Source organism: Flavobacterium columnare NBRC 100251 = ATCC 23463 (assembly GCF_002530675.1).
GTDB lineage: Bacteria > Bacteroidota > Bacteroidia > Flavobacteriales > Flavobacteriaceae > Flavobacterium > Flavobacterium columnare.
This window is the reverse complement of the sequence record NZ_PCMX01000080.1, coordinates 10,755-36,013: the sequence shown is the minus strand read 5'-3', so window position 1 is coordinate 36,013 and position 25,259 is coordinate 10,755. Positions and strand designations below refer to the sequence as shown.

The window sequence follows — 25,259 nt, the reverse complement described above, 5'->3', positions numbered from 1 at the left end:
GCTTGTAATATTAATTCAAAACCAAATTGTCCTTCGGCTTTTAAATTTCCATCTTTTTTTAAATGACTTAGTTCTATATTTCCTTCAATATTTAATTTACCATAAAATTTTAAGTCAAAACGTACTTCTGCATTTGAGGTATATGCTAATAAATCTAGAGCTGTAATCACGGCTTCTGATGCTGGATGTAGTTTTTTACCCCAAGCTATCAAATCAATAACAGCTTCAGCGCCTATTGCTGGTTCCGCTTTTGCAACTAATCCTAGGATTGGAGCTAATAGAGAATCTTCTCCTTTTTCTTTTCTTTCAAACTTGTATTCCCATCCTGCACCGATGGAAATTTGTGGTGATAAAACTTCAATAGTAAGTGGAGTTCTGCGAACTCTCTCCATTATACTTGGGTTCATTCCTGAAGTAGACAAGTCTTTATTTCTACCTGTAACGCTATCTACAAACTGTTTTGTTTTGATAAAAGAACCTATAAAAAGTTTTACTTTTTCTGAAAATTTTTGGTCTAATTTTGCTTCTTCTGAACCATTCCATTTAGCTTCAATAGACAAACCGAATGTGGTTTCTACTGTTCCATCAAAACCATCTATATCTGAGGCTTGTGCTTTGAGCACCGCATTTTCTACTCTATGTTGTCTCATTTGTACCCAAGTATCTCTATAATAAATAGGGTTTTTCATTCCATAATTAAGATGAAATTTCCAACTTACATCCGGATACACTTTTATTTTTGCAATCTGATTAGGATAACGACAGGTTGAAATGGGAAGAAAATAGGTTTGCGCCAAATCCTCTTTTAGGATAAAATAATTAAATAACCATAGTGTATTCAGTGCTTCTTTTTCTAACGGATTTAAATGGTTTTGTTTACTTTCTAAGGCTGTTTTATTATACATATACTTAGGCATGATAAGTATCTTATCATTTCCTTCAAATTTATAATCTATTCCTTCTTGCCAACCTTGAGTCTCCGATGGATTATAACTATTGTCAGTTCTTATTACGTCATAATCTTTTTTATTTTGTTGGGTAATAGGAGTCTTTGCCTTTTTGAGTTGTTCTAAATGAGTGTCGTCTTTTTTTTCAGGGTATATTGATTTCTTGTTTTTATCTTTTGATTTTTGAGCCGTATATACTTTGTCTACCTGAAAAACATTTTTGGACTCATTGTGTTTTTGTCCTGATTCTAAAAGTAATCCTTGACAAAATACCTCCTTTGTTGTAAGTTGATCTATGGTAATAGAAATGTTTTTTCTTTCGTCTCCTGTTATAATTCCAAAAACTTTTGTCGTTCGGTCTATCGGGTTAGTTGTGTCTTCTTCATCAAAAAGAACAAGTGCTTGTTTTTCTGGATCATCATCGTCTTTTATAGTAATTTTAGAATATCCGCAAGGATCGTATTCTCTTCTATTGTATTCAATATCTCCAATGTATTGAATCATATTGCTTTTTTGGACTTCTTGTCGGGCTAAAATTTCGCTCATAAAGTCTTTTTGTACTCGGATTCTGCTTGAAATAGAGTTTTCGGTATTATCTACATCTTTAATTAATAGGGTTGTAGAATCGTATTGATAGAGGTTATGTGTAGGGTCTGATAAAAAGTTTCTAAATTTTTGAATGATATAAAGGGGTTTTCCTATAAAGCTGTAGTCTTTTTTGTAGACAAGGGCTATTATAGAAAATTGTTTTTCTTTCAAATCGCCTTTTCTCCAGTTTTCGTAATCTAGTAATATGGTGTATTTTCCAAAAGAGTTTACGCCGTTTTCTTTTTTATCTATTTCAGGCATAGGATTTTCACCACTTGACCAAACGCTTGCTTGTTGTATGGTTGATAAATCAAGGGGTTCTCCTTCTTGGGCGGTTAGGTTTTGGTTGCTGGGGGTGTTTTCTACTATAAATACTTGTGAGTAGAGGGGGGTGTTTTTTTCGGAGCATAAGTTATGGTAGTGTACAGATAGGTTGGCGGATTGCCCATATTGCCAGTTTTTTTCGCTGTTTTCAAAATACGCAAAATTTATTTGTGGGCTTGATACGGGAATTATAAAAAATGTAAATCCTTCTTCGGGTTGGTCTGTAAAAACAATAACTTTTTGTATGTGTCCATAGTAGTACATAGATTTGCTATTGCCTAATAATTTAACGGTTAGGCGGTCTCCTTTTTTATAGGATTTGTTCATTCCTTTGTATTTTATAAGGGAATCGCCTTCGTTTAAAGCCCATAATTTAGGCGGAATGTCTTGTCCTTTTTTACAGGCATCTAAAAAAGCAGATTGAAACACAACAGCCCACTTGATATTAGAAGCCATTTTGTGGTCTTCAAAGCACGAGGCATCTAAATAAAATTGAGCGTTGTTGGTAAAAGCTGTGTCAATAATGATGACATCGTTTTTTTTAATTTTTTTTCGATCTTCTTCTATCTTTTTTAGGGTGTGAGCATCTATAGGCTCTTTTTTGCGTCTGTAAATTACTATTTCATCTCGATCAAATTTACAACGAATGATTTTAGCCATAATTATTCTATTATCATGTGGTTGTAAGGCTCTTTTTTCTCGAAGTTGCTCATGTTGATTACCGGTAGTATATGAGCTAGTAATTCAGGATCTGCATTTTTTAAATTTTGTTTTGTGGGTTCGGCAGTTTGTCCGCTTTTAAGAATAGTTATGCAGTCTTTTCCTCCAATAGGGCAGGTGGCTTTGCTTTCTTTTGTAAGAGGATGGCCTTTAGAGGAACCGTAGGTTACTTTTTTATAATAATGATGCCATTCAGTAACACTTGCGTTACAAGGGTTGTTGTTTGTTTTTTTGCAAGAGCCAAAGGTGTTTTTTTCAAAAGTAGCGCCTATGTCTTTATGAGTGGCTGCTAACTTGCTTTTGCCTTCATGATCGTTAAGATAGTATTTGTTTTGAGTCAAAACTTTTAGAGTATCAGGAGTTGTACCAAAATTGCATTTGCACAAGGCTCCTTGTACTAACATTTCTTGTAGTGCCATGGTTTAGTTAGTTAGTTTGTTTGTTAAAAATAATCAATTATTTGATAATTCAAATGCTTTTAATCGGTATTTTCTATGTTTTTTATGTTTTATAAAAGAAGAAAAATATAAAAAAGCTTTTTGATAAACTTCCTCTTTAGTATTGGTAAAAAGGGTGTAAGTATCATTTTTTTCATCATAATATTTACAGCCTCTTTCATAACTTCCTAAGTCATAGCCCTCTTCTTTTATTATGGCAAAGTTTAGTTTGTCACGATCCGTATACATCCATTTGTTTCTTTTTTCATCTACAAAACTTACAGCGTATCCATTACTATAACTTTCTGAAAAAGAAACCAAGTTATCTTTATTAATGATTTTTACACAATATCCTAAAAAATTTAGACTTGCCTCAGTATACAAAACCAGTATAGGGTTTTGATAACGGTATTCACATATCGGACTAAATAGATCAATAGGAGGTCCTTGATAAATCATTTTTGGAAAAATAATAGGTATATCAACCGTGGTTCTTATAAATTTAGTAAAATAAAAAAACGCTAGATGAAAAATTTCCTCCGCAGTTTGAGTATGCTTGATTGTTTTGTTATTCCCATAAAGAGTACTTCCTGAAAGAATAGATAATTCAAAATCATATTCTTTATAAAAATATTTTACAGACATATTGCCTGTATAGATCCATTCATTCTCCCTTTCATCTCTAAACGATAGTACGTTCTGAATAGGATTATAAGTAAATCGAGTAAATTCTTGAATATGACGTATTTGATATTCGTCAGGATAAGACGATTTTTTGATACATATATCGTAATCATAGTTCAAAAAGACGGACATATTTTTTAATATCTGAATAGTATTCATTGCGTATGTTTTAATTTAACCAGATTATGCGCTAGGCTTTGTGATGAAGATAAAAAGAGCAAAGAAGGTAAAAAGGCACTGAAATTTTTTACCACAACTATAGTTTTACTATATTGAGGAAAACAAAAAGGAGTATTTTCTTAGATTCAAAGTCATTTTTTATATCTGTAACAAATTTCTAACGAGTAATTTGGGTTTAAGGGAAAATTATTTCCAAAAATCCCAAAATCTTTTTTTATTTTTTTTCTCTTTGTATATTCTGTATTGTTCTTCTTCAAAAAGGATCCATTCTTGACGAGTATAATTTTTTCCTTGATAAGTCTTATAAATTTCGGTGTCTTCTCCTTCGTTTTCATCTACTAAAAAAGGACTTTTGAAGGATAGGGGCGTTTTTTTATTATTTTGAGTTTCTTGTTGATACTGCGTAAATTGAATCCGCTGTATGTGTGTTTCTATTCCGTCAGCATTTTTTGAATAAATTTCAAAATAAGCTCTTGTATGTACCGTAAAAAGATGGTATACATCTAAATGAAAATATACATTAAGCCTCATATAAACTTTATTTTCTAAAATAGATGCTTTTTTCTTAAAGGAGGAAATAAAGTAGGGGTGTGCTGGCATCTCGTCTGATTCAAAATGAATTTCTACACCATGATAATCCGTAATTTCAGTATGTATTCTTTGTTTTCCGCTGAACTGTATAGGATGTTCGTAAGGAACAACAGGAAGAAACAAAAAGGTTTGTACTGTATGCTCTTTTCCGTAATCAATGTATTTAGGATGAAATAACAGACTCCAGAGCCAATCATTTGTCATACTTTTTTCAAAAACTCTTCTATTTTCAAGATTTTTTTCAAAAACCTCGTAAAAAGATTGCATAATTTTAGACGTATATTTTTGAGTAGCCTTTGCTTTATTTCTATGCCATCGGCCGTTTACAATCTGATTAAAATTACTAATTCCCAAACAAGACCCCGTTTCATCCATTCTTACCTGAAGAGGATAAATGGTGTTGCATAGCTCATCGGCTATCATTTCATTGATGAAATCAGGCTCATGCTGGTTAAACCAAATGTTTTTTTTGTATAGATCTAATAACCAAAAGTCTGTGTGATTACGAGTAATGATAATTTCAGCAGCATAATCCATCTGTTTGCTAGGAAAAGTGTTTTCCTCATCAAAATATTTTAGAGATATTATATACTTTCTAGGTTTTATCCCTCCTAAATTCATTTGGAGCGTGTTATTGTCTAAAGGAATCGTATTTTGCATAGCAATTGTATTTTATGAATATCAAGACACGTGATGTAAAAATATAACAAAAAATATATTTTACAGTTAATAGGTTTTTTAAATTTGATATTTTTATAAAATAATGTATTTAAACTATAAAATAGAACAAATTTTTACATGCTATTGGTGGGCTAAAAATAGATAGTTTATTTGTGGGAAATTATTAAGAGCTTAAAAATAAGAGGGTGTCTGAAAAGGTAAGACGGAACGTTTAGTCTGTCACTTCCATAATAAGAGAAGGCAGATTATTAGCGTTATGTGATTTGCTTCGTCTATTCATTTGGTTCGAGCCATCTTGATTGAAATGACAAGATTGGGACCTTTTCGGACAGCCTCTAGAAAATGTATTATAGATAAAAATGATTTTCAATCTACAATAAATCAGTATTCTTTTACTCTTATTATAAAATCTAATGCTTAATAGGAACCTAAGTAAGATTTATTTTTTTATGACCATTAGACTCTCCTTTTTTTATAGATTAGAAGAAACGGTGCTGTATTTTTTTTGAATTACTTGTGCGTGGTGTATATTATGTCCAACGACCATAAAACCTAGTGATCGAGCAGTCAAGATAATTGGGTTTGTGACTCCTTTGAAATCTAACATTTCTTCTGTCATACTTTTATAGAGACTAATGGTAGCATTTCTTACGTTTATATAGTCTTCTCGTAAATCACTTACTTTATAATTTACTGATTTGAGATTTTGGATGTATTTGTTTTGATCAAAGCCTGTTAGTTCTGTAGCATCAAATCGGGAAAAGCGCAATGCTCTATAAGTAAGTATTCTTTCAGTATCTATGATATGAATAAGAACTTCCTTTGTAGTCCATTTATCTGGAGCATAAGCAAAATTTTCTATTTCAGGAGTTATGCTATCTATTAAGGCAAGGGTGAAATTTTTGCTTTTCTCTAATTCTTCCACTAAATGATCGGATTCTATAAGATCAAAAAAAGAATGAAAATAAGCAGGTGCGTTTTCGTAAATAAACGGATTGTTCATAATATGATTTTAGTTTTAAAGATTATTTAAATGATAAGGTTAAAAAAAGAGGATCTGCATTCCTAAAAGTAGGCGGTTGCTCAATGATGGAAGCCATTCTTTTTTTGTTGATTTTAAGGGTTATGTCAGCTTCGCTTGTAAATAATAAAACAGACATAAAAGGGTGTTGTATATAAGGAATCGTCTCGTTTTCTAGTTCCGTTAGGTCAACTATTTTTTCAATTTCTTGAAGACCTTCTTTGTATATTTTGTGCGTAATCAATAGTTTTAATTGGTTTTCAACCAAAGTAACTTTAACGTATATGTTTTGTAGTTCGGGTTTTCCAATCGTTTTAGCTAAAGTAAGTTTGGCAAAGGTTTTGTTCGCAATGCTTTCTTTTACCAAGTTAAAAAAAAGAGTATAAGTTTCATTGTATGGTATCATGATTTGATATTTTGAAAATTCTGGAGATATAGATTTTTTTTAACAAGCCTCTACAATAGTAGGCCTCTTTGTTAAAAAGAAATAAAAATTATTTAGTAAAGATAATTAATCGGTTTATAATATCGAAATCCGAAAAGCCAAAGGATTCTGCAATCCAACGAATTGTTTCTTTTTGATACATAAAAACATGAGTGTGGTCATTTTTATAATACCATTTGTTGAACTCTATAGAAGGATCGTATAAATGAGTCATACAATATAGTTTTCCTTTTGGAATTAAAAGATGATGTAGTAGTTCAAATTCTTTATTAGGATGGTGAAAATGTTCAATCACTTCACAAGAAGCTATATAATGATATCGTTTGTTTAGTAAATCTGTCGTATTATGAAAATAAGGATCGTATTGTAGGATTTGATATTGATTATCTTTTAATACTTTAGATATTGCAGAGTTGGTTCCAGCCCCAAAATCCAGTCCCGAATCTTCTTTTGTAAAGTCTTTTAAAACAGCAGAAGTTATGGGGGAAACAAAATGAAGGTAACCTTTGTCTTCTACATCATTATTATGGAAACGATAATGTTTTTCTTCATTTTCAGAACTCATATACTGAGAAGGATCTAAAAAAATTCCTTTGCAATTTGTACATTCGTAATAGAGTCTTGATTGGTAGTTGTTGAATAAAAAACTCGTTTGTTTGCAAAGGGGACAATTAGGATGCATTATTTATTGGTTTAAAAAAAATGAGTATTGCTTGCTGTTCTGAAAAAACAAAATCAAATATAAAAAATCCCTAATTACAAAAGTAATTAGGGAAGTTTGTATAGGTATTTGTTCTGATATCAGAGGGTGTGTTTATTTTTGAACCAAAACCCATTCACCAGAAGCTAATAATAATTCAGCTTTTTTATACTTCATGGTTTCTGTTTGACCACTCATGATGTGTTTGATGGTCACTTCATCGTTACGGTTGATTTTGGGTTGATCACGAACAATAGTTTCAGTAACTGTATTTTGTTGAGGAGCATTTGCGTTTTGTATTATTTCGCGATGGCGCTCAGCCTGCTCTTCCATATTTAATACTTCTTCTTTGCTTTCTATATAATGATCTTGGTGTAATTCTTCTACAGCTTCTTGGATTTGTGTATTTTGTTTTGGCAAATCTGCTTTAAATAAGAATGAAATAACCTCTTTGTTGATTCCTTCTAACATACTTTTAAATAAGTTAAAAGATTCAAATTTGTAAATCAATAAAGGATCTTTTTGTTCGTGAACAGCTAATTGAACGGATTGTTTTAATTCATCCATTCTACGTAGGTGTTTTTTCCAAGCTTCGTCTACAATAGCTAACGTAATGCTTTTTTCGAAATCAGCAATTAGTTGTTTTCCTTGTGTTTCGTACGCTTTAATTAAATCTGTTACAACGTTCATTCCTTTTATTCCATCTGTAAAAGGAACTACAATACGTTCAAAATGGTTTTCAGGATCTTCGAATACATTTCTTATGATAGGAAAAGCTTCGTTTGCATCGCGATTGTTTTTGTTTTGATAATATTCGCTAGCTGTTTTGTAAATGATGCCTGTTATTTTTGTTTCATTTGAGCTTATAAATTCGGCCTCTGTAATGGGAGAGGGGATAGATAAATAGCGAATAAGTTCAAATTCAAAATTTTTGAAATCTTTTGTTAACTTATTTTTTTCGACAATAGAATCACACACATCGTAAATCATGTTGGCAATATCCAGTTTCAAACGCTCTCCATGTAAGGCGTGACGACGACGTTTGTACACTACCTCGCGTTGTGCATTCATAACATCGTCATATTCTAACAAACGTTTACGAACCCCAAAGTTGTTTTCTTCTACTTTTTTCTGTGCTCTTTCTATAGATTTGGTCATCATTGAATGTTGAATGACTTCACCTTCTTTTAAGCCCATTCGGTCCATGATTTTTGCTACACGATCAGAACCGAATAAACGCATTAAGTTGTCTTCTAAAGATACGTAGAATTGAGAACTACCTACATCTCCCTGACGACCTGCACGACCGCGTAACTGACGGTCTACACGACGTGAGTCATGACGTTCAGTACCAATAATCGCTAAACCACCTGCTGCTTTTACTTCATCACTTAGTTTAATATCAGTACCACGACCTGCCATGTTGGTAGCAATGGTTACTACGCCTGGTTTACCTGCTTCTGCTACAATTTGTGCTTCTTGTTTGTGCATTTTAGCATTTAATACATTGTGCTGAATACCTTTCATTTTAAGCATACGGCTTAATAATTCAGATATTTCAACAGAAGTAGTACCAATTAGTACAGGACGACCTTGGGCTACTAATTCTTGTACATCATTTGCCACGGCATTAAACTTTTCGCGAACAGAACGATAAATTAAATCCTCTTTGTCTTGACGAGCAATGGGTCTATTGGTAGGAATTTCAACTACGTCTAATTTGTAAATTTCCCAAAATTCGCCTGCTTCTGTAACTGCCGTACCCGTCATACCTCCTAATTTATTATACATACGGAAGTAGTTTTGTAGGGTAACGGTAGCGTAGGTTTGTGTAGCTTCTTTAATACGAACGTTTTCTTTTGCTTCAATGGCTTGATGTAATCCATCTGAATAACGACGACCGTCCATAATACGACCTGTTTGTTCGTCTACAATTAAAATTTCACCATCCATGATCACATATTCTGTATCTTTTTCGAATAAAGTATATGCTTTTAATAATTGGGTTAAGGTATGGATGCGTTCACTTTTTACTGAAAAATCAGCAAATAAAGCTTCTTTTTTTTCTGCTTCTTCTTCTTTAGAAAGATTGGCTTTTTCTATAATTGCAATTTCGGTTCCTATATCCGGTAATACAAAGAAAGTATCATCGGTATTTTTGGATAATTCTTTAATACCTCCTTCGGTTAGTTCAACTTGGTTGTTTTTTTCTTCGATAACAAAGTATAATGCTTCATCTACTTGAGGCATTTTACGGTTGTTATCCGCCATGTATTCATTTTCTGTTTTTTGAAGTAATTGTTTGGTTCCTTCTTCTGATAAGAATTTAATTAAGGCTTTGTTTTTAGGCAAGGCACGATGTGCTCTTAATAAGTTTAATCCCGCTTCTTTAGTATTGCCTTCTTTGAAAAGACGTTTTGCCTCAGCTAAAAATCCGTTTGCTAGTTGACGTTGGATGGCAACTAGATTGTCAATAAAAGGTTTTAACTCGTTAAATTCGTGGCGGTCTCCATCTACCACTTGACCAGAAATGATTAGAGGAGTACGAGCATCGTCTATCAGAACGGAGTCTACCTCATCTACAATAGCAAAATTATGTTTGCGTTGTACTAAATCATCGGGCGTATGTGCCATGTTATCACGTAAGTAATCAAAACCAAATTCGTTATTGGTACCATACGTAATATCTGCTTCATAAGCTTTACGACGCGCTTCGGTATTGGGTTGGTGATTATCAATACAATCTACGGTTAATCCATGGAATTCAAATAAGGGTGCTTTCCAGGTACTATCCCGTTTTGCTAAATAATCGTTAACAGTTACGAGGTGAACACCATTTCCTGTTAAAGCATTTAAGTATAATGGAAGTGTTGCTACTAACGTTTTACCTTCACCTGTTTGCATTTCGGCAATCTTTCCTTGATGTAACACCACACCACCAATCATCTGTACATCGTAGTGAATCATGTCCCAAGTAACGGTTTTACCTGCTGCTTCCCAAGAGTTAGCCCACAGAGCATCATCTCCCTCAATAGTAACATAGGTCTTATTAGCAGATAATTCGTGGTCTTTTGGAGTTGCTTTTACACGAATTTGAGTGTTTTCTTTAAAACGACGCGCAGTTTCTCTTACAACAGCAAAGGCTTCTGCTAAGATGTCGTTTAACACCTTTTCAGAAAGTTCATAAGCTTCTTTTTCTAATTTATCAATTTCAGTATAAACATCTTCTCTAGCATCTATATCTTGAATGTTTTCTACTTCGGACTTTAATTGAATAATTTTAGTGTCTTTTTCAGCACGAGCTTGTTTGATTTTTTCTTTAAATTCAAAAGTTTTAGCGCGCAATTCATCATTTGTTAATGAACTTAATGGTTCCTCAAAAGATCTAATTTTATTAATTATGGGCTGAATGGCTTTGATGTCTTTCTGTGACTTATCGCCCACAAAAACTTTTAATATGTTGTTAATGAAACTCATACGTTTTGTTTTAAAATGTCTGTAAAAATACCAAAAAAAAAGCCTCTTAAGAGACTTTTTTAGTAGGTTTATGCTTAATACTCATCCTCATTCCAAAGATAATCTTCGTCTGATGGATAATCTGGCCAAATTTCTTCCATTGATTCATAAATCTCGCCTTCGTCTTCTATTGATTGTAGGTTTTCTACCACTTCTAATGGAGCACCAGTTCTAATAGCGTAGTCGATTAATTCGTCTTTAGTAGCAGGCCATGGAGCATCGCTTAAATATGATGCTAATTCTAAAGTCCAATACATCTCTGTAAAATTTTAATTTCTGCAAATATAATTTTTCTACTCAAAAAATCAAGTTTTTTTGATTTATTTTCAGTTGATTTTAAGAACATATAGATTGATGATCTTGGATTTGTAGGTATTCGATTTTTGAAGAAAATACAAATACTGACGGTCTTTTGAGAATCAATCTGCAATCGCTTTAAAAGGATGTTTAGAGCCTGTAAATTAGTTTGGGAAAACTTTTGCAATTCAATATTAGCAATGAACAATCAAAAGTTATTTTCTCGGGATCCAAGGCACCTCGTCAGCGTGCAAGTCTAATGACAACTTTCGTGCCAACACAAAAAGATAGTCAGAAAGTCGGTTCAAATACTTTAAAACGAGTTCGTCGGTGGGTTCTTCCTCGTGCAAATGGGTGGCTAAACGCTCGGCACGACGGCAAACACAGCGTGCAATATGACAATATGACACCGTAGTGTGTCCGCCGGGTAGGACAAAATGTGTCATAGGTGGCAAATCAGTTTCCATTGTGTCAATCTCATTTTCGAGGTATTCAATATCTGTTTCGGTCAAGCCTAAATTTTGTAAACGCTTTTGACCATTTTTTAGTACTTCTTTTTCAGGAGGTGTGGCTAAAATTGCGCCAAGGGTAAACAACCGGTCTTGTACTTCAATGAGCACGGCTTTGTACAACGGATTCATTGCTTGGTCGCGAATGAGTCCAATGTAGGAATTTAATTCGTCAACAGTGCCGTAGCTTTCAATGCGGATGTGGTGTTTGGGAACTCGCGTTCCTCCAAAGAGAGCCGTGGTGCCTTTATCGCCGGTTTTTGTGTATACTTTCATTTTTGAGGTTAGAGGGTTATCAGTTTAAAAGTTTTGTTGTACTAGGTTTCATAAAGTTTTACTAAGTGTTCTTTGCGAGCTTCGTGAAATTCTTTGTGAACTTTGCGGTTAAATTTTATAAATTCAAAAATATAAAAATGAAATTAAAATAACTTGAAAGGTTTTGTTTTTGGTTTCCATTTTTAAAAATAAAGTTTATTTTTTGCGAACGTCATGCGTTTCTTTATTTCAATTCTATTAAAAATAAAAAAGACCACTCTTTCGAAATGGTCTTTTTAAAAATATTTTTTTTGAAGTTTTTAGTATCCAAAAAGTTCTTCTAACGAAATCTTTTTCACCTCACCTAACTTTTTCATATCTTCTAAAGAGACTTTTTTCTCTGAAGCTACAATAGCATAAGTATAAGGTTTACCTGCTAAATGGGTGCTGTGGAAATTCTTCACATCTTGCATAGTAATAGCATCCACGGCAGTGTAGATTTTCTTTCTAGCATCGGTTGTTTCGCCCAATTGCTTGTTGGCTAAATACGTAAAAATAATATTGTCTTGCGTGATGCGCTCGGTTTGAATGTCTTTTTTAACGCCTGTTTTGGCTAAATCTAAATTTACGGGTAATTCAGGCATTTTAGTCAATAACTCATTCATAGCCGTTGTTGCTTCATTGAATTTATCGGCTTGACTCCCCACATAACTCATCATATAGTATTGTTGGTCTTTCTTTTGTGGCGCTACATAATACCCGTAAGTACTATAGGCTAAAGCTTTACTTTCACGAATGGTTTGGAAAACGATTGACCCCATACCGCCTCCAAAATAGCTATTGAATACATTTACGATTGGCGTTTTGTTAGCGTCATACATCTCAGTGTTTCTAATCCAACGGGTTTCTGCTTGTACCATGTCATAATCGGTAAATAAAACTTGGTTAGCTGTTTGTACCACTTGTTTGAACTCTTTTATAGCAGGTGCTGTTGCAAACGTAGTTGGTACTTTGTGCATAGCCTTTAATTGATTGACAACAGAAGGTAATGGTTGTGGACCATAATAAATGATCGTTTGCTCATAGTTGTTTAAATTATTAATACGATCTAATAGTTCTTGAGCTGTAATAGTTTCTAAATCTTTATCAGAAAGCGTATGGTTGAATTTGTTTTTAGAACCAAATTGAGCATAATTTGTTAAGCCTTGTAGGATAGCACCTTTGTTAGCTTTTGCATCCTTACGGGCTTTTGCAATACGAGCTTTTAATGCTTTTAATGCTTCTTCGTTCGTTTTTAAGTTGTTGATTACTTCTTCGTATAGTTTTACCGCTTTTTCAAAATTTTCGTGTAATCCTTCAATAGTTACAGTGGTATATTCTTCTCCTGTGCTTATATTAAAACTACAAGCAATTTTGTAAAATTCTTTCGAAATTTGCTCAGCCGTCATTTTATCCGTTCCTAAGAATTGAATGTATTGCGAGGCAATAGATTGTTTTAAATCATTCAAAGAACCTATTTTGTAACGGTATTTTAAGCGAAAAATATCATTGTCTGTATTGGCTACGTACAAAACTTCTGCGTTGTTAATTTTAGCTTTTTGAATGTCTTTATCAAAATCTAAAAATACGGGTTGTGCGGGTACACTAGGCATAGTGTTAATCATTTTAACAAAATCCGATTGTTTGTCTGCATTGGTTTCAACGGGTGTAATAGAAGGTTTTTCGATTTTGTTGCTTGCAGGTGCTTCTCCTTTGCGTTTTAAAATAGCCACATAGTTTTCACCTAAATATTTATTAGCAAAAGCAACGATATCTTCTTTTTTGATTTTTGACAAATCATTTACATAGGCTACTTGGTCTCTCCAGTCTAATTCAGAAGTAAAAGCATCCATCAAAGTACTGGCTCTTTCCCCGTATTTTTCAGTTTCGTAAATTTTTGATTTTTTGATGTTATTGATGATAGATGGAATCAAGTTGTCATCAAAATTACCTTTTTTCAAGTTTTCAATTTCAGCTAACACCAAAGTTTTTACTTCTTCTAAGGATTGTCCATTAGTAGGTGAAGCAGAGAAATACAAAATTCCATAATCAATTAACGAATACGTGAAGGCACTAGCTCTTAACAAACGTTGTTTTTTAACCAAATTTAAGTCTAATAACCCCGCTTTGCCATTGGTTAAGATCTGACCTACTAGGTCAGCTAATAACGCATCTTTGTCTTTATTGCCTGGTAAGCGATAGCCAAGGGTTAAGCTTTCTGCATCTGGACCTACAATTTCTTTAACGATAGGAGCTGAGATAGGGCTTTCAGGTTGGAAAGTATATTTAGCTACGGGTTTGTTTTGCATATATCCAAAAGCTTTGTCAATCTTAGCAATCATCATATCTGGATTAAAATCCCCAGAAAGGATGATTCCCATGTTGTTAGGGACGTAAAATTTATTGAAATAATTACGAATTTCTACTAACGATGGATTTTTTAGGTGTTCTACCGTACCGATGGTAGTTTGTTGCCCATAATTGTGTTTTTGAAATAAATTAGAAAATAAAGTTTCAAATACTTTACGACCATCGTTGTCCAACGTACGGTTTTTTTCTTCGTAAACCGCTTCTAATTCGGTATGAAAAATACGTAAAACGGGATTGCGGAAACGTTCAGCCTGTACGGCTAAATATTTATCAATAGAACTGCTAGGTACATCATCTGTATACACCGTTTGTTCAAAAGAGGTAAACGCATTGGTGCCTTGTGCTCCCATAGCAGACATCATTTTGTCGTACTCATTAGCAATGGCATATTTACTAGCTACCCCAGAAACGGAGTCGATTTTTTTGTAAATCGCTTTGCGTTGTGCTTCGTCTTTTGTTTTGTTGTATTGCTCGTAAAGGACATCTATTTTGTTCAATTCTACTTGTTCTTTTGCCCAATCTAAAGAACCGTATTTGTCTGTTCCTTTAAAGAGCATGTGTTCTAAATAGTGAGCTAGACCCGTATTAGTTGCGGGGTCGGTTTTGCTACCTGCTTTAACAGCTACATAGGCTTGGATTCGAGGGTCCTTGTTTGTTGGACTTAGTATTACTGTTAAGCCGTTTTTTAAAGTATAAAAACGAGCTTTTGTAGGATCGTTGGTTACATATTTGTAAGGGTATCCATTACCAGAGGCTTCTTTCCACTGATGTTGGTTTTGAGCAGAAGCAACTGTTGAAAAAAGAACAGCTGTTAAAATAAATTTAAGATTACTTAGCATTGTTAGTTTTAATTAATTTAAAAGTCAAAAAAAGTTGATATGATTAAAGAAAGGATAACGAAGGCTTACTATTTATTCCTATTATCACTTTCGATTATTCCATCTTTTAATCGGATAATTCTATGAGCGTATTGGGCAATATCTTCTTCATGAGTGACGAGAATGACGGTATTCCCGTTAGAATGAATTTCATTAAACAGTTTCATGATTTCTATTGAAGTTTTACTATCTAAGTTTCCAGTAGGCTCATCAGCTAAGATAATAGAAGGGTTATTTACTAATGCTCTTGCTACTGCCACCCGCTGGCGTTGTCCTCCAGAGAGTTGATTGGGTTGATGGTCCATACGATCGCCTAATCCTACTTGATTAAGGACTTCTTTGGCTCTTTGAGTTCTATCAGATTTAGAGTACCCTGCGTAAATCATAGGTAGTGCAACGTTGTCAAGTGCAGTTGTTCTAGGTAGCAAATTAAAAGTTTGAAAGACAAAGCCAATTTCTTTGTTTCTGATTTCGGCTAATTCATCATCTTTCATCTTGGAAACATCTTTTCCATTTAAAATGTACTGACCCGAGGTAGGGGTGTCTAAACAACCAAGAAGATTCATTAGAGTTGATTTTCCAGAACCAGAAGGGCCCATTAAGGCAACATATTCGCCTTTGTTGATTTGTAAATCAATACCTTTTAAAACGTGGATGATTTCACTACCTAATTGAAAATCCCGTTTAATGTTTGATATTTTGATTAATGACTTATCCATGTTATGAATACTTTTTATATTAGTGTTTGAATATAAAATTCTGTTACACTTAATATGTAAAAAAGGCTTAAGTTTTATTCACTTAAGCCTCTCTAAAACTCTATTTATAGGATTATTGCGCAACTTCAAAAGTTTGATTAACATTAGGAGAAACCTCTCTAACGTTTAATGATTCGCCATTAGTATCTAAAATCATTGCGACAAATTTCATTTTGTTTATATTTTTTACATTTTTTGGGACAGGGATGTTTAATTTTTTAACGAGTGAAGCATTAGCCTTAATTTCTCCTAGTGCATCTCCGTATATGTTTGTTAAACATTCTCTTAAAACATCATTATGAACAAAATCTTTTATTACAGAGCCGCCTCCGTAGTAACTAGTGTAATTAGATTGGTTAAAAATTAAACCATCTTCCACAACATAAACAACAAATTTAAGGTCGTTATAATCTTTAATAGATCTAACTTTTATGTCTAAGGTTATATTTCCAGAGTCAACAGTAGAACTCATTGCAATTCCTAGATCGGCATGATCTTTAGTTAGGTCGACTGCTTGTTTGATGTTGCTGTTTTGAGGTGTTTTCCATTCAATTTTTCTATTAAGTATACCTGTTGGGAAGCTCTTAATTACCGCAGGTAAAGTTCCTGGGTAGTTATAAGGATCAAATCCACCTCCGCTTGATCCTCTATGTATTGCTACGCTTACAACTTTGGTTGTACTTTCTTTCACTTTTGTAATACTATAACTTACTCTAGGACACCATCCGCACCAAGCTCCTGTATAATCTTCAATAAGGACATTTTTTGTAAATTTTGTAGAAGCAGAAGGGACTTGATTATCAACAGTTGCTTCAGGCAAAGGCTCTTTCGTTTCGTTTTCTTTACTACAAGATAATAGTAAAAAAACACTAAGAAATGATAATATTTTAGAAAATTTCATAATATTATTTTTAAGTTAATTCAAATAAATGTTTGCGAAGATGATAAAAAAAAATACTTTAGCAAAAAAAAAAGTAAAAAAAATCTTATCGTATGTTTAAAACTCTGAAGAATCTGTTTTTTGTTCTTATTATGAGTACTGCTGTTGCTCAACAAAAAATGCCTGATATTATATTAAAAGATCTAGAAAACAAGGAAGTATCCGTTAAAAATGACTTTGTAGAAAAGGATAAACTCTATGTTTTTACCTTTTGGGCAACATGGTGTGGCCCTTGTATTAAAGAATTAGAAGAAATGAATGAAATTCAAGAAGAATGGAAGCAAAATTTAAATTTTGAAATTATAGCTGTTTCAATTGACGATTCAAGAACTCAAAAAAGAGTAAAACCTTTGGTAAAAGGTAAAGAATGGGGGTATAATGTTTTATTAGATACCAATCAAGATTTTAAAAGAGCTATGGGAGTTGTTAATCCTCCTTTTACTATGGTTGTTAAAAATGGAAAAATTGTTTACACTCAAAACGGATACACACCAGGAAGTGAACAAGAATTATATAACAAATTAAAGACGTTGTAAACTCATGTATAAAAGAATAATTTCATTTTTTTGTTTATTTATTTCAACAATATTATTTTCTCAAGAAATTCAGAAGGAAGAGACTCCTAAAAAGGACTATGGAAAAATATTTGGTTTTTTTGAATCAAATGGACAATGGTATCTCAATGATAAAGGATTGAAAATTAACCAGCCAGATGATCCAGTACGTTCAAATAATTACTTAGGACTTAATTATAACTACAAACGTTTTACAATAGGTGTTCAAACAGAATCCTATGTAGATAATGCCTTATTGAATTTTAATCCTGAATATAAAAAGACAAATATAGGAACCTATTATTTAAATTATAAATCGAATAAACTAGACATAACCGCAGGTTATTTTTATCAACAATTTGGAAGTGGTTTGATCTTACGAACATGGGAAGACAGAGCGTTAGGTATTAATAATGCTTTAAGAGGAGGAAGAATAACTTATAAACCATTTGATTTTATTTCCCTAACTGCGTTGTATGGTAAACAACGTACAGGTTTTGAAGTAGCAAACTCTGATATTTATGGTTTTAATACAGATATTGATATTACTAATTTATTAAAAAAAGACTCTTTTACTCTTGAAATAGGGTTTAGTTATGTAGGTAGAAATGAATTGACAGATGTTTTACGTCCTAAATTTTTAAGTCTAACAAATGCTTATTCAGGGAGATTAAATTTTTCTAAAGGGGCATTTTATATTTCCACAGAATATGATTATAAATCACCTGATGCTGTGGTAGAATTTGATCAAATTGAAAACGATTTTATTAAATCAGGTTCTGCACTTTTGATAAATACAGGATTTTCAAAAAAAGGATTTGGTATTGATGCAACTTTTAGAAGATTAGAAAATATGAGTTTCTATTCAGAAAGAAAAGCCAAAGGGAATTTTTATAATGACAAAATAGTGAATTTTGTTCCAAGTTTAACAAAGCAACATCATAGTAGTTTGGCTAATATTTATGTTTATCAAGCACAACCTAACGTTTCAATGCCTGATGAAACTATCTTAAAAGCAGGAGAAATAGGAGGGCAGATAGATGTTTTTTATAATGTTAAAAAAGGAACTATGTTGGGAGGAAAATATGGTGCGAAAATAGCATTTAACACCTCAAATTGGTTTGGATTAGGAGGGAAATTTTCATTTGATTCGCCAAGAAACTATCAAACAGATTTTTTGAGTTTTGGTCAAAAATATTTTTCAGATTACAATATTGAAATTGATAAAAAAATCAACGAAAACCTTTTTATGAATTTCATATATGTTAATCAGTATTACAATAAAAAACAAGTTGAGGAAACGTATGGACTGGTTAAAACAAATTGTATTGGATTAGAAGGAACATACAAGTTTAAAAATACAAATCGTTCATTAAGAGTTTTAGGAGAACATCTTTGGGCAGACTCTGATAAGAAAAATTGGTCTGGAGGAACTCTTGAATTTAATTTCAATCAAAAAGTTTCTCTCTATGTTACAGACCTTTATAATTATGGTAATGAAGAAGTAGAAAAACGCCAACATTATTATAACTTTGGCGGTGTGTTTAGAAAAAAATCAACGCGTATCCAATTAGCTTATGGAAGACAAAGAGGAGGGTTGATGTGTGTAGGAGGAGTGTGTAGAATAGTTCCAGAAAGTAGTGGACTGTCATTAAATATAAATACCGCTTTTTAAAAAAAGTAAAGGAAAAGAAAGAGCATTGGTCATATCCGTATGATAAAATGCTCTTTTTCTTGTTCTCTTCTAAAGAAAACAAATCCCCACTGAAAAGTATCTATAGTTACCGTTACTTTAGGATGGTTTTTAATTACCGTCCAAGCTTCTTCCATGTCTTTTGACCAATGAATATCATCAAAAATCCAAACCGATTCATTCGTGATGGTAGGAAGTAATAATTCGAAATATTCTAAAGTAGCTTTTTTAGAATGGTTACCGTCGAAGTAAACTATGTTGAAAGTCGAAAGTCGAAAGCCGAAAGTCTTCAGATATTCAGAGAATTCCGTATTTATAAACTCAATATTGTCAAATCCAAACTTTTGACATTCGACTTTTGACTTTTGACTAGTAACTGAACATCCTTCTAAAGAAGTAATCTTAGCTTTTGGATTGCCCAATGCTAATGCAGAAGTCGCTAATCCTAAGGAAGTACCAATTTCCAAGATAGATTCGGGTTGGAAGTAGCGAACAATTCTGAACAATAATTCGGCTCTTTTTTTAGAAATACCAGCGTTTTTAGCAATGGCAGATATTTTTCGTGTGTTCGATTTAAATACACGCGAACCTGCACCAAAATCAATTACTTCAAGGATTTCGTGGTTTTGTAAAAGAGTATTGCGATATTCGTTTAAAATCTTGTATTCCGGATAGCGGGTTTTATCGTAAAAACATTTGGTTACTAAACGAAACACAAAAGGGGAGTGGACTCCGTGTTGGTTGGTGGAGTTTTTTAAAAAGGGAAAGTATGATTTTAAGAGTTGTAACACAGCGTTTCTCAAAGTTTGGCACAAAGAAACACAAAGAAAATATAAAATAAAAACTTTGTGAGACTTTGTGAATACTTTATGTTACTTTGCGAAACTTTTATTCCATTTTCGCAGAAAGTTCAAACCAACGTTCTTCATTTGCTTCTAATTTCTGAATGATTTTTTGAAGTTCATTAGCTTTAGTTTCAATTTGGTCGTCTGCAACACTTCCGTTTGAAAATAAATCTTCAATTTCTTTTTTCTTTGCTTCTAAATCTTTGATTTCACGCTCAATTTTTTGAAATTCTTTCTGTTCTTGAAAACTTAGACCAGATGAGGGTTTTTGATTTTGTTTCCAATTAGATTTTACTGTTTGAGTTTCATCAGTTCCTCCTTTGGGGGTTGGGATACTTGAATCTTCATACACTCTAAAATCAGAGTAATTACCAGGGAAATCTTCAATGATACCTTGTCCTCTAAATACAAATAAATGGTCTACAATCTTATCCATAAAATAACGGTCGTGGCTGACTACTAAAAGACAACCTGGGTAATCTAATAAAAAGTTTTCCAGTACATTCAGAGTAACAATGTCTAAATCATTTGTAGGTTCATCCAGTATTAAGAAATTAGGATTTTGGATTAAAACAGTACATAAATATAGGCGTTTTAGTTCTCCACCACTTAATTTTTCAACATAATCGTGTTGTTTTTTTCGATCAAATAAAAAACGTTCGAGTAAACCTCCTGCTGAAATAGTTCTACCTTTTGTTAACGGAATGTATTCTCCATATTCTTTTATGATATCTATAACTTTTTGTTCCGGTTTTGGGTTGATACCTGCTTGGGTATAATAACCTACTTTAATAGTTTCTCCTATAACTACTTTGCCGTTATCAGGCTGTATGGTTTGAGTTAAAATATTCAAGAAAGTAGATTTTCCTGTGCCATTTTTTCCAATAATACCAATGCGTTCGCCTTTGTTGAAAGTATAATCAAATCCGTTTAAAATAACACGATCGTTAAATTTTTTAAAAACCTTGTGAAGCTCGATAATTTTGCTTCCCATCCGTTCCATATTGATTTCTAACTCGACCACATTTTCCTTACGACGACTCATGGCTTTTTCTTTTATTACATAAAAGTCGTCTTGACGTGATTTTGATTTGGTCGTTCGTGCTTTGGGTTGGCGACGCATCCATTCTAATTCTTTTACGAAAAGATTTTTTGCTTTGTCAACACTTGCGCTTTCAGAAGCAATTCGCTCTTCTTTCTTTTGTAAGTAATATGAATAATTGCCTTTGTATTGATAAATTTTGCCGTTTTCTAATTCAATAATCTCATTACATACACGCTCTAAGAAAAAACGGTCGTGTGTAACCATGAATAAAGTAATATTTTCTTTGGCAAAATAATTTTCTAGCCATTCAATCATCTCCAAGTCTAAGTGATTGGTAGGCTCATCTAAGATTAATAAATCAGGTTTGTTAATCAAAATGATGGCTAGAGCCAAACGCTTTTTCTGTCCCCCAGATAAATTTTTTACCTTTAGTTTTAAATCTTCTAATTTTAATCGGAAAAGAATTTGTTTGTATTGGGTTTCAAAATCCCAAGCATTATGACGATCCATATTGTCAAATGCTTTCTGATAAGCTTCTTCGTCTTCTGGGTTTTGTAATGCTTTTTCGTATTGTTCAATGACTTTTAGGATTTCGTTATCGCTGGCAAAAATACTTTCCTCAATAGTTAATTCGCTTTGCAAATTAGGCTCTTGTGATAAGAACGCCATTCGGATTTCTTTTCGCATTATAATTTGACCACTATCTGGGGTGTCTTCTCCTGTTATAATGCGGAGTATAGAGGTTTTTCCTGCTCCATTTTTAGCTACAAAAGCAATTTTTTGGTCTTTATTAATCCCAAATGACAAACCTTCAAACAAAACACGTTCGCCGTAAGATTTTGATATATTTTCGACTGAAAGGTAATTCACAACTTTTTTTTGCAAAAGTAATGTTAAATAAAATAGTGTAAAAAAGAATCGGATAAAATTTGTATATTAGCGTATTATATTTTTTGTGAACAACTTTTATAAAAGTTGTTCACAAAAAACTAAGAACAAGAAAGAATACAAGGAGCATTATTTACTCAATGACCTCTATAGTCTAGATTCTGCAAGTCTGTAATTATATAAGGAATGATGTGTAGAAGACGTTTGATAAGCTTTGAATTCGATAAGGATTAAAAGTCAAAACGGCGTCTTAAAAAATAATATCATTTTAATAAAAATTTAAAAAATCAAATTTTAAAATCTAAATAATAGCAAGTATGAAAAAAATAATTCTAAGTGCAGTGTTGATATCCGTTTTTGTTAGTTGTAAAAAAGAATCGGAATCAAAAGGACAAGAAAATGCAGTTACTCAAGAAAAAATAGATCAGTACAATAACGATGAAATAGAAATGATGGAAAACACAGATACTGTAAGTTATGTGAGTGCTGATGGAAAAAGAAACCTAAAAGTTGTTTTTGTTTCAGAAAGTAAAGACGGAAAAAATTTCGTAGATATTCAGTTAAAAGAAGGAGATGCGTATGAACGATTAGGGGAAATACAAGAAGAAAAAGGAAATCCAGCTTATTCAAATGGCAAAAATATTTCTTGGATAACAAAAGAAACGGGAGGTAAAGGAACTTTAACGGAAAATGATAAAAAGACCGAATTTGTAATAAACTAAAAAAGCCGATTTAATCGGCTTTTTTAATATGATATAAAATTGCATATTTGCATTATGCAACTCTCCGTAATCATCTTAAATTATAACGTTTGTTATTTTTTAGAACAATGTCTTTTAAGTGTACAAAAAGCACTCGAAGGCATTGATGGGGAAATTATTGTAGTCGATAATTTTTCGAAAGACAATAGTTGTACAATGATGAAACAACGTTTCCCCAAGGTTAAACTTATAGAAAACAAGAAGAATTTAGGTTTCCCAAAAGGAAATAATATAGGCGTAGCAGAAGCTATTGGGGAATACATTTGTATACTAAATCCAGATACTGTTGTTGCGGAAGATACTTTTAAGAAAATTTTTGATAAAGTTGTTCAAGCTTCTTCTTTAGGAATTGAGAAGCTTGGAATCATAGGCTGTAAGCTAATAGACGGGACAGGGAATTTTTTACCAGAATGTAAAAGAGGATTGCCTACTCCTTGGGTTGCTTGCACTAAAATTTTAGGATTATATAAGATATTTCCAAATATAAAATGGTTTAATCAATACTATGCACAGCATTTGAATGAAAATCAATCAGGAGAAGTAGATGTGTTAGTTGGTGCCTTTATGATCATCAAACGAGATGTATATCTAAAAGTGGGTGGTTTTGACGAAGGGTGTTTTATGTATTCAGATGATATAGATTTGAGTTATCTAATACAAAAAGAAGGTTTTCAAAATTATTATTATCACGAAACAACAGTTATACATTACAAAGGAGAAAGTACTTTGAGAGATGAAAAGTATATCAAACATTTTAGCGATGCCATGCAGTTTTTCTATAATAAACATTTTGGGAGAGCTTTTTTGTTTAAAATTTTAATGAAAGGAGGAACGATTGCATTTGCATTATTTAAAAGTAAGCAACAAAAACAAATTTCTTCCATTATAGACGAATATATTTTATATACTCGAAGTAAAGAATTATATAAAAATTTTTCTAATACTTTTGAAAAAAAATGTACTCAGCAGAATGATATTAACGAAAATCCGTTATTTTCGCGTAGCTATCTAACTAAAAACAGAGTAGAAATTGTTTTAGATAATAATAGTTTTTCTTTTAAAGAAATCATTACATTTTTAGAAAAAAATAAGAATAGTGGTTTTAGTTTTAAGATTCTTCCAATGAATTCGGATTTTATACTAGGAAGTAACAGTAGTTATGATAAAGGAGAAGTCCTTTTATTGAAGTGAAAATTGTATTTAATGAAATTATTAATCAAAATAATTGTTAATTTTGCAATCTAGATAAGAAAACACAACTTTAGTTTAAAAATATGGCAAGGTTTGAATTAAAACTACCCAAAATGGGTGAAAGTGTTGCTGAGGCAACGGTAACCAACTGGTTAAAAAATGTGGGTGACCGCATTGAAATGGATGAGGCAGTGCTAGAAATTGCTACCGATAAAGTAGATAGTGAAGTGCCTAGTGAAGTAGCAGGAACATTAGTTGAAATTTTATTTCACAAGGACGATGTGGTTCAGGTAGGTCAAACCATTGCTATTATAGAAACAGAAGGAGGGGCAGTTATAGAATCAACTCCAAAAGTAGAATCAACTCATGTTGCAGAGGTTGTAAAAACCGTTGAGGTTGCTAAAGAAATAGTGGCTTCAGTAGATTTTTCTACTTCAGAAAAATTCTTTTCTCCATTAGTAAAAAACATAGCTAAAGAAGAAGGAATTTCATTAGTAGAACTAGAGTCTATACAAGGTACAGGCAAAGACGGAAGAGTTAATAAAGAAGATATTTTAAATTATATTAAAAATAGAGGAATACAGTCAGTAGAGACTTCTATTGCTCAAACAATAAAAACTACGCCAGTTGTTACAACATCAGTTCCTGTTTCGGTAAATGGAGAAGATGAGATTGTAGAAATGGATAGAATGCGTAAACTGATTTCTAAGTATATGGTGGAATCAGTGCAAACTTCTGCTCACGTACAATCATTTATAGAAGTAGACGTAACAAACATAGTAAAATGGAGAGATAAAGTTAAAAATACTTTTGAAAAGCGAGAAGGGGAAAAATTAACTTTTACGCCAATATTTATGGAGGCTGTTGCTAAAGCATTACGAGATTTCCCTGGAATGAATATTTCAGTAGATGGTGATTGTATTATTAAAAAGAAAAATATTAACTTAGGTATGGCTGCTGCATTGCCTAATGGAAATCTAATCGTACCAGTAATTAAAAATGCCGATCAGCTAAATCTAGTGGGAATGGCTAAAGCTGTTAATGATTTAGGGAACCGAGCAAAAGCAGGTAAGTTAAAACCAGATGATACGCAAGGAGGAACTTATACAGTTACTAATGTAGGGTCTTTTGGATCGGTATTTGGAACCCCTATTATTAATCAACCACAAGTAGGTATTTTAGCTCTAGGAGCTATTCGTAAAGTACCTGCGGTTATTGAAACACCAGAAGGAGATTTTATTGGTATCAGACAAAAAATGTTCCTTTCGCATTCCTACGACCATAGAGTGGTAGATGGAGCTCTAGGAGGGACCTTTGTAAAACGAGTGGCTGATATTCTAGAAGCTTGGGATATTAATAGAGAAATATAACTTGTCTACATAAAAAAACAAAAAATCCAAAT

The 25,259-nt window shown here is 32.6% G+C and carries 20 protein-coding genes; 5 read left to right on the top strand and 15 right to left on the bottom strand.

Annotated features, from left to right (window positions below):
- The 13 genes from B0A78_RS11125 to B0A78_RS11065 form a co-directional block, all read right to left on the bottom strand.
- A partial coding sequence (locus tag B0A78_RS11125; protein ID WP_097609680.1) for a hypothetical protein occupies nucleotides 1-2,519 on the bottom strand: 2,519 nt, incomplete at its 3' end.
- Between the two features lie 2 nt (nucleotides 2,520-2,521).
- The gene (locus B0A78_RS11120; RefSeq protein WP_014166502.1) at nucleotides 2,522-2,998 is read right to left on the bottom strand and encodes a DUF4280 domain-containing protein; all 477 of its coding nucleotides are present in this window, start codon (nucleotides 2,996-2,998) and stop codon (nucleotides 2,522-2,524) included.
- A 33-nt stretch (nucleotides 2,999-3,031) separates the two neighbouring features.
- Nucleotides 3,032-3,859, bottom strand: coding sequence for a hypothetical protein (locus B0A78_RS11115; RefSeq protein ID WP_077225707.1), 828 nt, complete (start codon nucleotides 3,857-3,859; stop codon nucleotides 3,032-3,034).
- Between the two features lie 207 nt (nucleotides 3,860-4,066).
- Nucleotides 4,067-5,131: a hypothetical protein gene (locus B0A78_RS11110; protein WP_097609679.1), complete on the bottom strand. Its 1,065-nt coding sequence runs from the start codon at nucleotides 5,129-5,131 to the stop codon at nucleotides 4,067-4,069.
- A gap of 493 nt (nucleotides 5,132-5,624) precedes the next feature.
- Nucleotides 5,625-6,155, bottom strand: a complete 531-nt coding sequence (locus B0A78_RS11105; protein ID WP_097609678.1) for a DinB family protein — start codon at nucleotides 6,153-6,155, stop codon at nucleotides 5,625-5,627.
- Between the two features lie 22 nt (nucleotides 6,156-6,177).
- Nucleotides 6,178-6,579 (bottom strand): hypothetical protein, encoded by a 402-nt coding sequence (locus B0A78_RS11100; protein ID WP_014166498.1) that lies wholly within the window; start codon nucleotides 6,577-6,579, stop codon nucleotides 6,178-6,180.
- 88 nt (nucleotides 6,580-6,667) lie between these two features.
- Nucleotides 6,668-7,300, bottom strand: a complete 633-nt coding sequence (locus B0A78_RS11095) for a class I SAM-dependent methyltransferase (protein WP_097609677.1) — start codon at nucleotides 7,298-7,300, stop codon at nucleotides 6,668-6,670.
- Between the two features lie 132 nt (nucleotides 7,301-7,432).
- Nucleotides 7,433-10,795 carry a preprotein translocase subunit SecA gene (secA, locus tag B0A78_RS11090; protein ID WP_014166496.1) on the bottom strand — a complete coding sequence of 1,121 codons (3,363 nt, stop codon included), beginning with the start codon at nucleotides 10,793-10,795 and terminating at the stop codon, nucleotides 7,433-7,435.
- A gap of 74 nt (nucleotides 10,796-10,869) precedes the next feature.
- Entirely contained in the window at nucleotides 10,870-11,091 is a 222-nt protein-coding gene (locus tag B0A78_RS11085; protein ID WP_014166495.1) for a DUF2795 domain-containing protein, read from the bottom strand.
- A gap of 255 nt (nucleotides 11,092-11,346) precedes the next feature.
- Complete coding sequence (locus tag B0A78_RS11080) at nucleotides 11,347-11,916, bottom strand: cob(I)yrinic acid a,c-diamide adenosyltransferase (protein WP_014166494.1); 570 nt, start codon at nucleotides 11,914-11,916, stop codon at nucleotides 11,347-11,349.
- Nucleotides 11,917-12,215: 299 nt separating this feature from the next.
- Nucleotides 12,216-15,143 (bottom strand): M16 family metallopeptidase, encoded by a 2,928-nt coding sequence (locus B0A78_RS11075; protein ID WP_097609676.1) that lies wholly within the window; start codon nucleotides 15,141-15,143, stop codon nucleotides 12,216-12,218.
- 68 nt (nucleotides 15,144-15,211) lie between these two features.
- Entirely contained in the window at nucleotides 15,212-15,901 is a 690-nt protein-coding gene (locus B0A78_RS11070; RefSeq protein WP_014166492.1) for an ABC transporter ATP-binding protein, read from the bottom strand.
- 112 nt (nucleotides 15,902-16,013) lie between these two features.
- On the bottom strand, nucleotides 16,014-16,841 hold the full coding sequence (locus tag B0A78_RS11065) for an Omp28-related outer membrane protein (RefSeq protein WP_065213232.1): 828 nt from the start codon (nucleotides 16,839-16,841) through the stop codon (nucleotides 16,014-16,016).
- Nucleotides 16,842-16,933: 92 nt separating this feature from the next.
- Here B0A78_RS11065 and B0A78_RS11060 point away from each other — a divergent pair, with 92 nt between their 5' ends.
- Together B0A78_RS11060 and B0A78_RS11055 are read left to right on the top strand one after the other, a co-directional pair.
- A complete protein-coding gene (locus B0A78_RS11060; RefSeq protein ID WP_065213233.1) occupies nucleotides 16,934-17,416 on the top strand; it encodes a TlpA family protein disulfide reductase in 483 nt (160 codons plus the stop codon).
- Nucleotides 17,417-17,420: 4 nt separating this feature from the next.
- Nucleotides 17,421-19,109, top strand: coding sequence for a DUF6029 family protein (locus B0A78_RS11055; RefSeq protein WP_065213234.1), 1,689 nt, complete (start codon nucleotides 17,421-17,423; stop codon nucleotides 19,107-19,109).
- A gap of 29 nt (nucleotides 19,110-19,138) precedes the next feature.
- Here the strand turns inward: B0A78_RS11055 and B0A78_RS11050 are convergent, their stop codons facing one another.
- Both B0A78_RS11050 and B0A78_RS11045 read right to left on the bottom strand, forming a co-directional pair.
- Complete coding sequence (locus tag B0A78_RS11050; protein ID WP_014166488.1) at nucleotides 19,139-19,930, bottom strand: O-methyltransferase; 792 nt, start codon at nucleotides 19,928-19,930, stop codon at nucleotides 19,139-19,141.
- Between the two features lie 85 nt (nucleotides 19,931-20,015).
- Complete coding sequence (locus B0A78_RS11045; RefSeq protein ID WP_065213936.1) at nucleotides 20,016-21,887, bottom strand: ABC-F family ATP-binding cassette domain-containing protein; 1,872 nt, start codon at nucleotides 21,885-21,887, stop codon at nucleotides 20,016-20,018.
- 335 nt (nucleotides 21,888-22,222) lie between these two features.
- Here B0A78_RS11045 and B0A78_RS11040 point away from each other — a divergent pair, with 335 nt between their 5' ends.
- The 3 genes from B0A78_RS11040 to B0A78_RS11030 all read left to right on the top strand — a co-directional run bounded on the left by B0A78_RS11040 (nucleotide 22,223) and on the right by B0A78_RS11030 (nucleotide 25,227).
- Nucleotides 22,223-22,627: a hypothetical protein gene (locus B0A78_RS11040; protein WP_014166486.1), complete on the top strand. Its 405-nt coding sequence runs from the start codon at nucleotides 22,223-22,225 to the stop codon at nucleotides 22,625-22,627.
- Nucleotides 22,628-22,681: 54 nt separating this feature from the next.
- Nucleotides 22,682-23,857 carry a glycosyltransferase family 2 protein gene (locus B0A78_RS11035; RefSeq protein ID WP_014166485.1) on the top strand — a complete coding sequence of 392 codons (1,176 nt, stop codon included), beginning with the start codon at nucleotides 22,682-22,684 and terminating at the stop codon, nucleotides 23,855-23,857.
- Nucleotides 23,858-23,940: 83 nt separating this feature from the next.
- Nucleotides 23,941-25,227 carry a dihydrolipoamide acetyltransferase family protein gene (locus B0A78_RS11030; RefSeq protein ID WP_097609675.1) on the top strand — a complete coding sequence of 429 codons (1,287 nt, stop codon included), beginning with the start codon at nucleotides 23,941-23,943 and terminating at the stop codon, nucleotides 25,225-25,227.
- Nucleotides 25,228-25,259: the final 32 nt, after the last annotated feature.

Coding starts and splice junctions, on each gene's coding strand:
- B0A78_RS11120 (WP_014166502.1), bottom strand. CDS start 2,998: ATGGCACTACAAGAAATGTTAGTACAAGGAGCCTTGTGCAAATGCAAT.
- B0A78_RS11115 (WP_077225707.1), bottom strand. CDS start 3,859: ATGAATACTATTCAGATATTAAAAAATATGTCCGTCTTTTTGAACTAT.
- B0A78_RS11110 (WP_097609679.1), bottom strand. CDS start 5,131: ATGCAAAATACGATTCCTTTAGACAATAACACGCTCCAAATGAATTTA.
- B0A78_RS11105 (WP_097609678.1), bottom strand. CDS start 6,155: ATGAACAATCCGTTTATTTACGAAAACGCACCTGCTTATTTTCATTCT.
- B0A78_RS11100 (WP_014166498.1), bottom strand. CDS start 6,579: ATGATACCATACAATGAAACTTATACTCTTTTTTTTAACTTGGTAAAA.
- B0A78_RS11095 (WP_097609677.1), bottom strand. CDS start 7,300: ATGCATCCTAATTGTCCCCTTTGCAAACAAACGAGTTTTTTATTCAAC.
- secA (WP_014166496.1), bottom strand. CDS start 10,795: ATGAGTTTCATTAACAACATATTAAAAGTTTTTGTGGGCGATAAGTCA.
- B0A78_RS11085 (WP_014166495.1), bottom strand. CDS start 11,091: ATGTATTGGACTTTAGAATTAGCATCATATTTAAGCGATGCTCCATGG.
- B0A78_RS11080 (WP_014166494.1), bottom strand. CDS start 11,916: ATGAAAGTATACACAAAAACCGGCGATAAAGGCACCACGGCTCTCTTT.
- B0A78_RS11075 (WP_097609676.1), bottom strand. CDS start 15,143: ATGCTAAGTAATCTTAAATTTATTTTAACAGCTGTTCTTTTTTCAACA.
- B0A78_RS11070 (WP_014166492.1), bottom strand. CDS start 15,901: ATGGATAAGTCATTAATCAAAATATCAAACATTAAACGGGATTTTCAA.
- B0A78_RS11065 (WP_065213232.1), bottom strand. CDS start 16,841: ATGAAATTTTCTAAAATATTATCATTTCTTAGTGTTTTTTTACTATTA.
- B0A78_RS11060 (WP_065213233.1), top strand. CDS start 16,934: ATGTTTAAAACTCTGAAGAATCTGTTTTTTGTTCTTATTATGAGTACT.
- B0A78_RS11055 (WP_065213234.1), top strand. CDS start 17,421: ATGTATAAAAGAATAATTTCATTTTTTTGTTTATTTATTTCAACAATA.
- B0A78_RS11040 (WP_014166486.1), top strand. CDS start 22,223: ATGAAAAAAATAATTCTAAGTGCAGTGTTGATATCCGTTTTTGTTAGT.
- B0A78_RS11035 (WP_014166485.1), top strand. CDS start 22,682: ATGCAACTCTCCGTAATCATCTTAAATTATAACGTTTGTTATTTTTTA.
- B0A78_RS11030 (WP_097609675.1), top strand. CDS start 23,941: ATGGCAAGGTTTGAATTAAAACTACCCAAAATGGGTGAAAGTGTTGCT.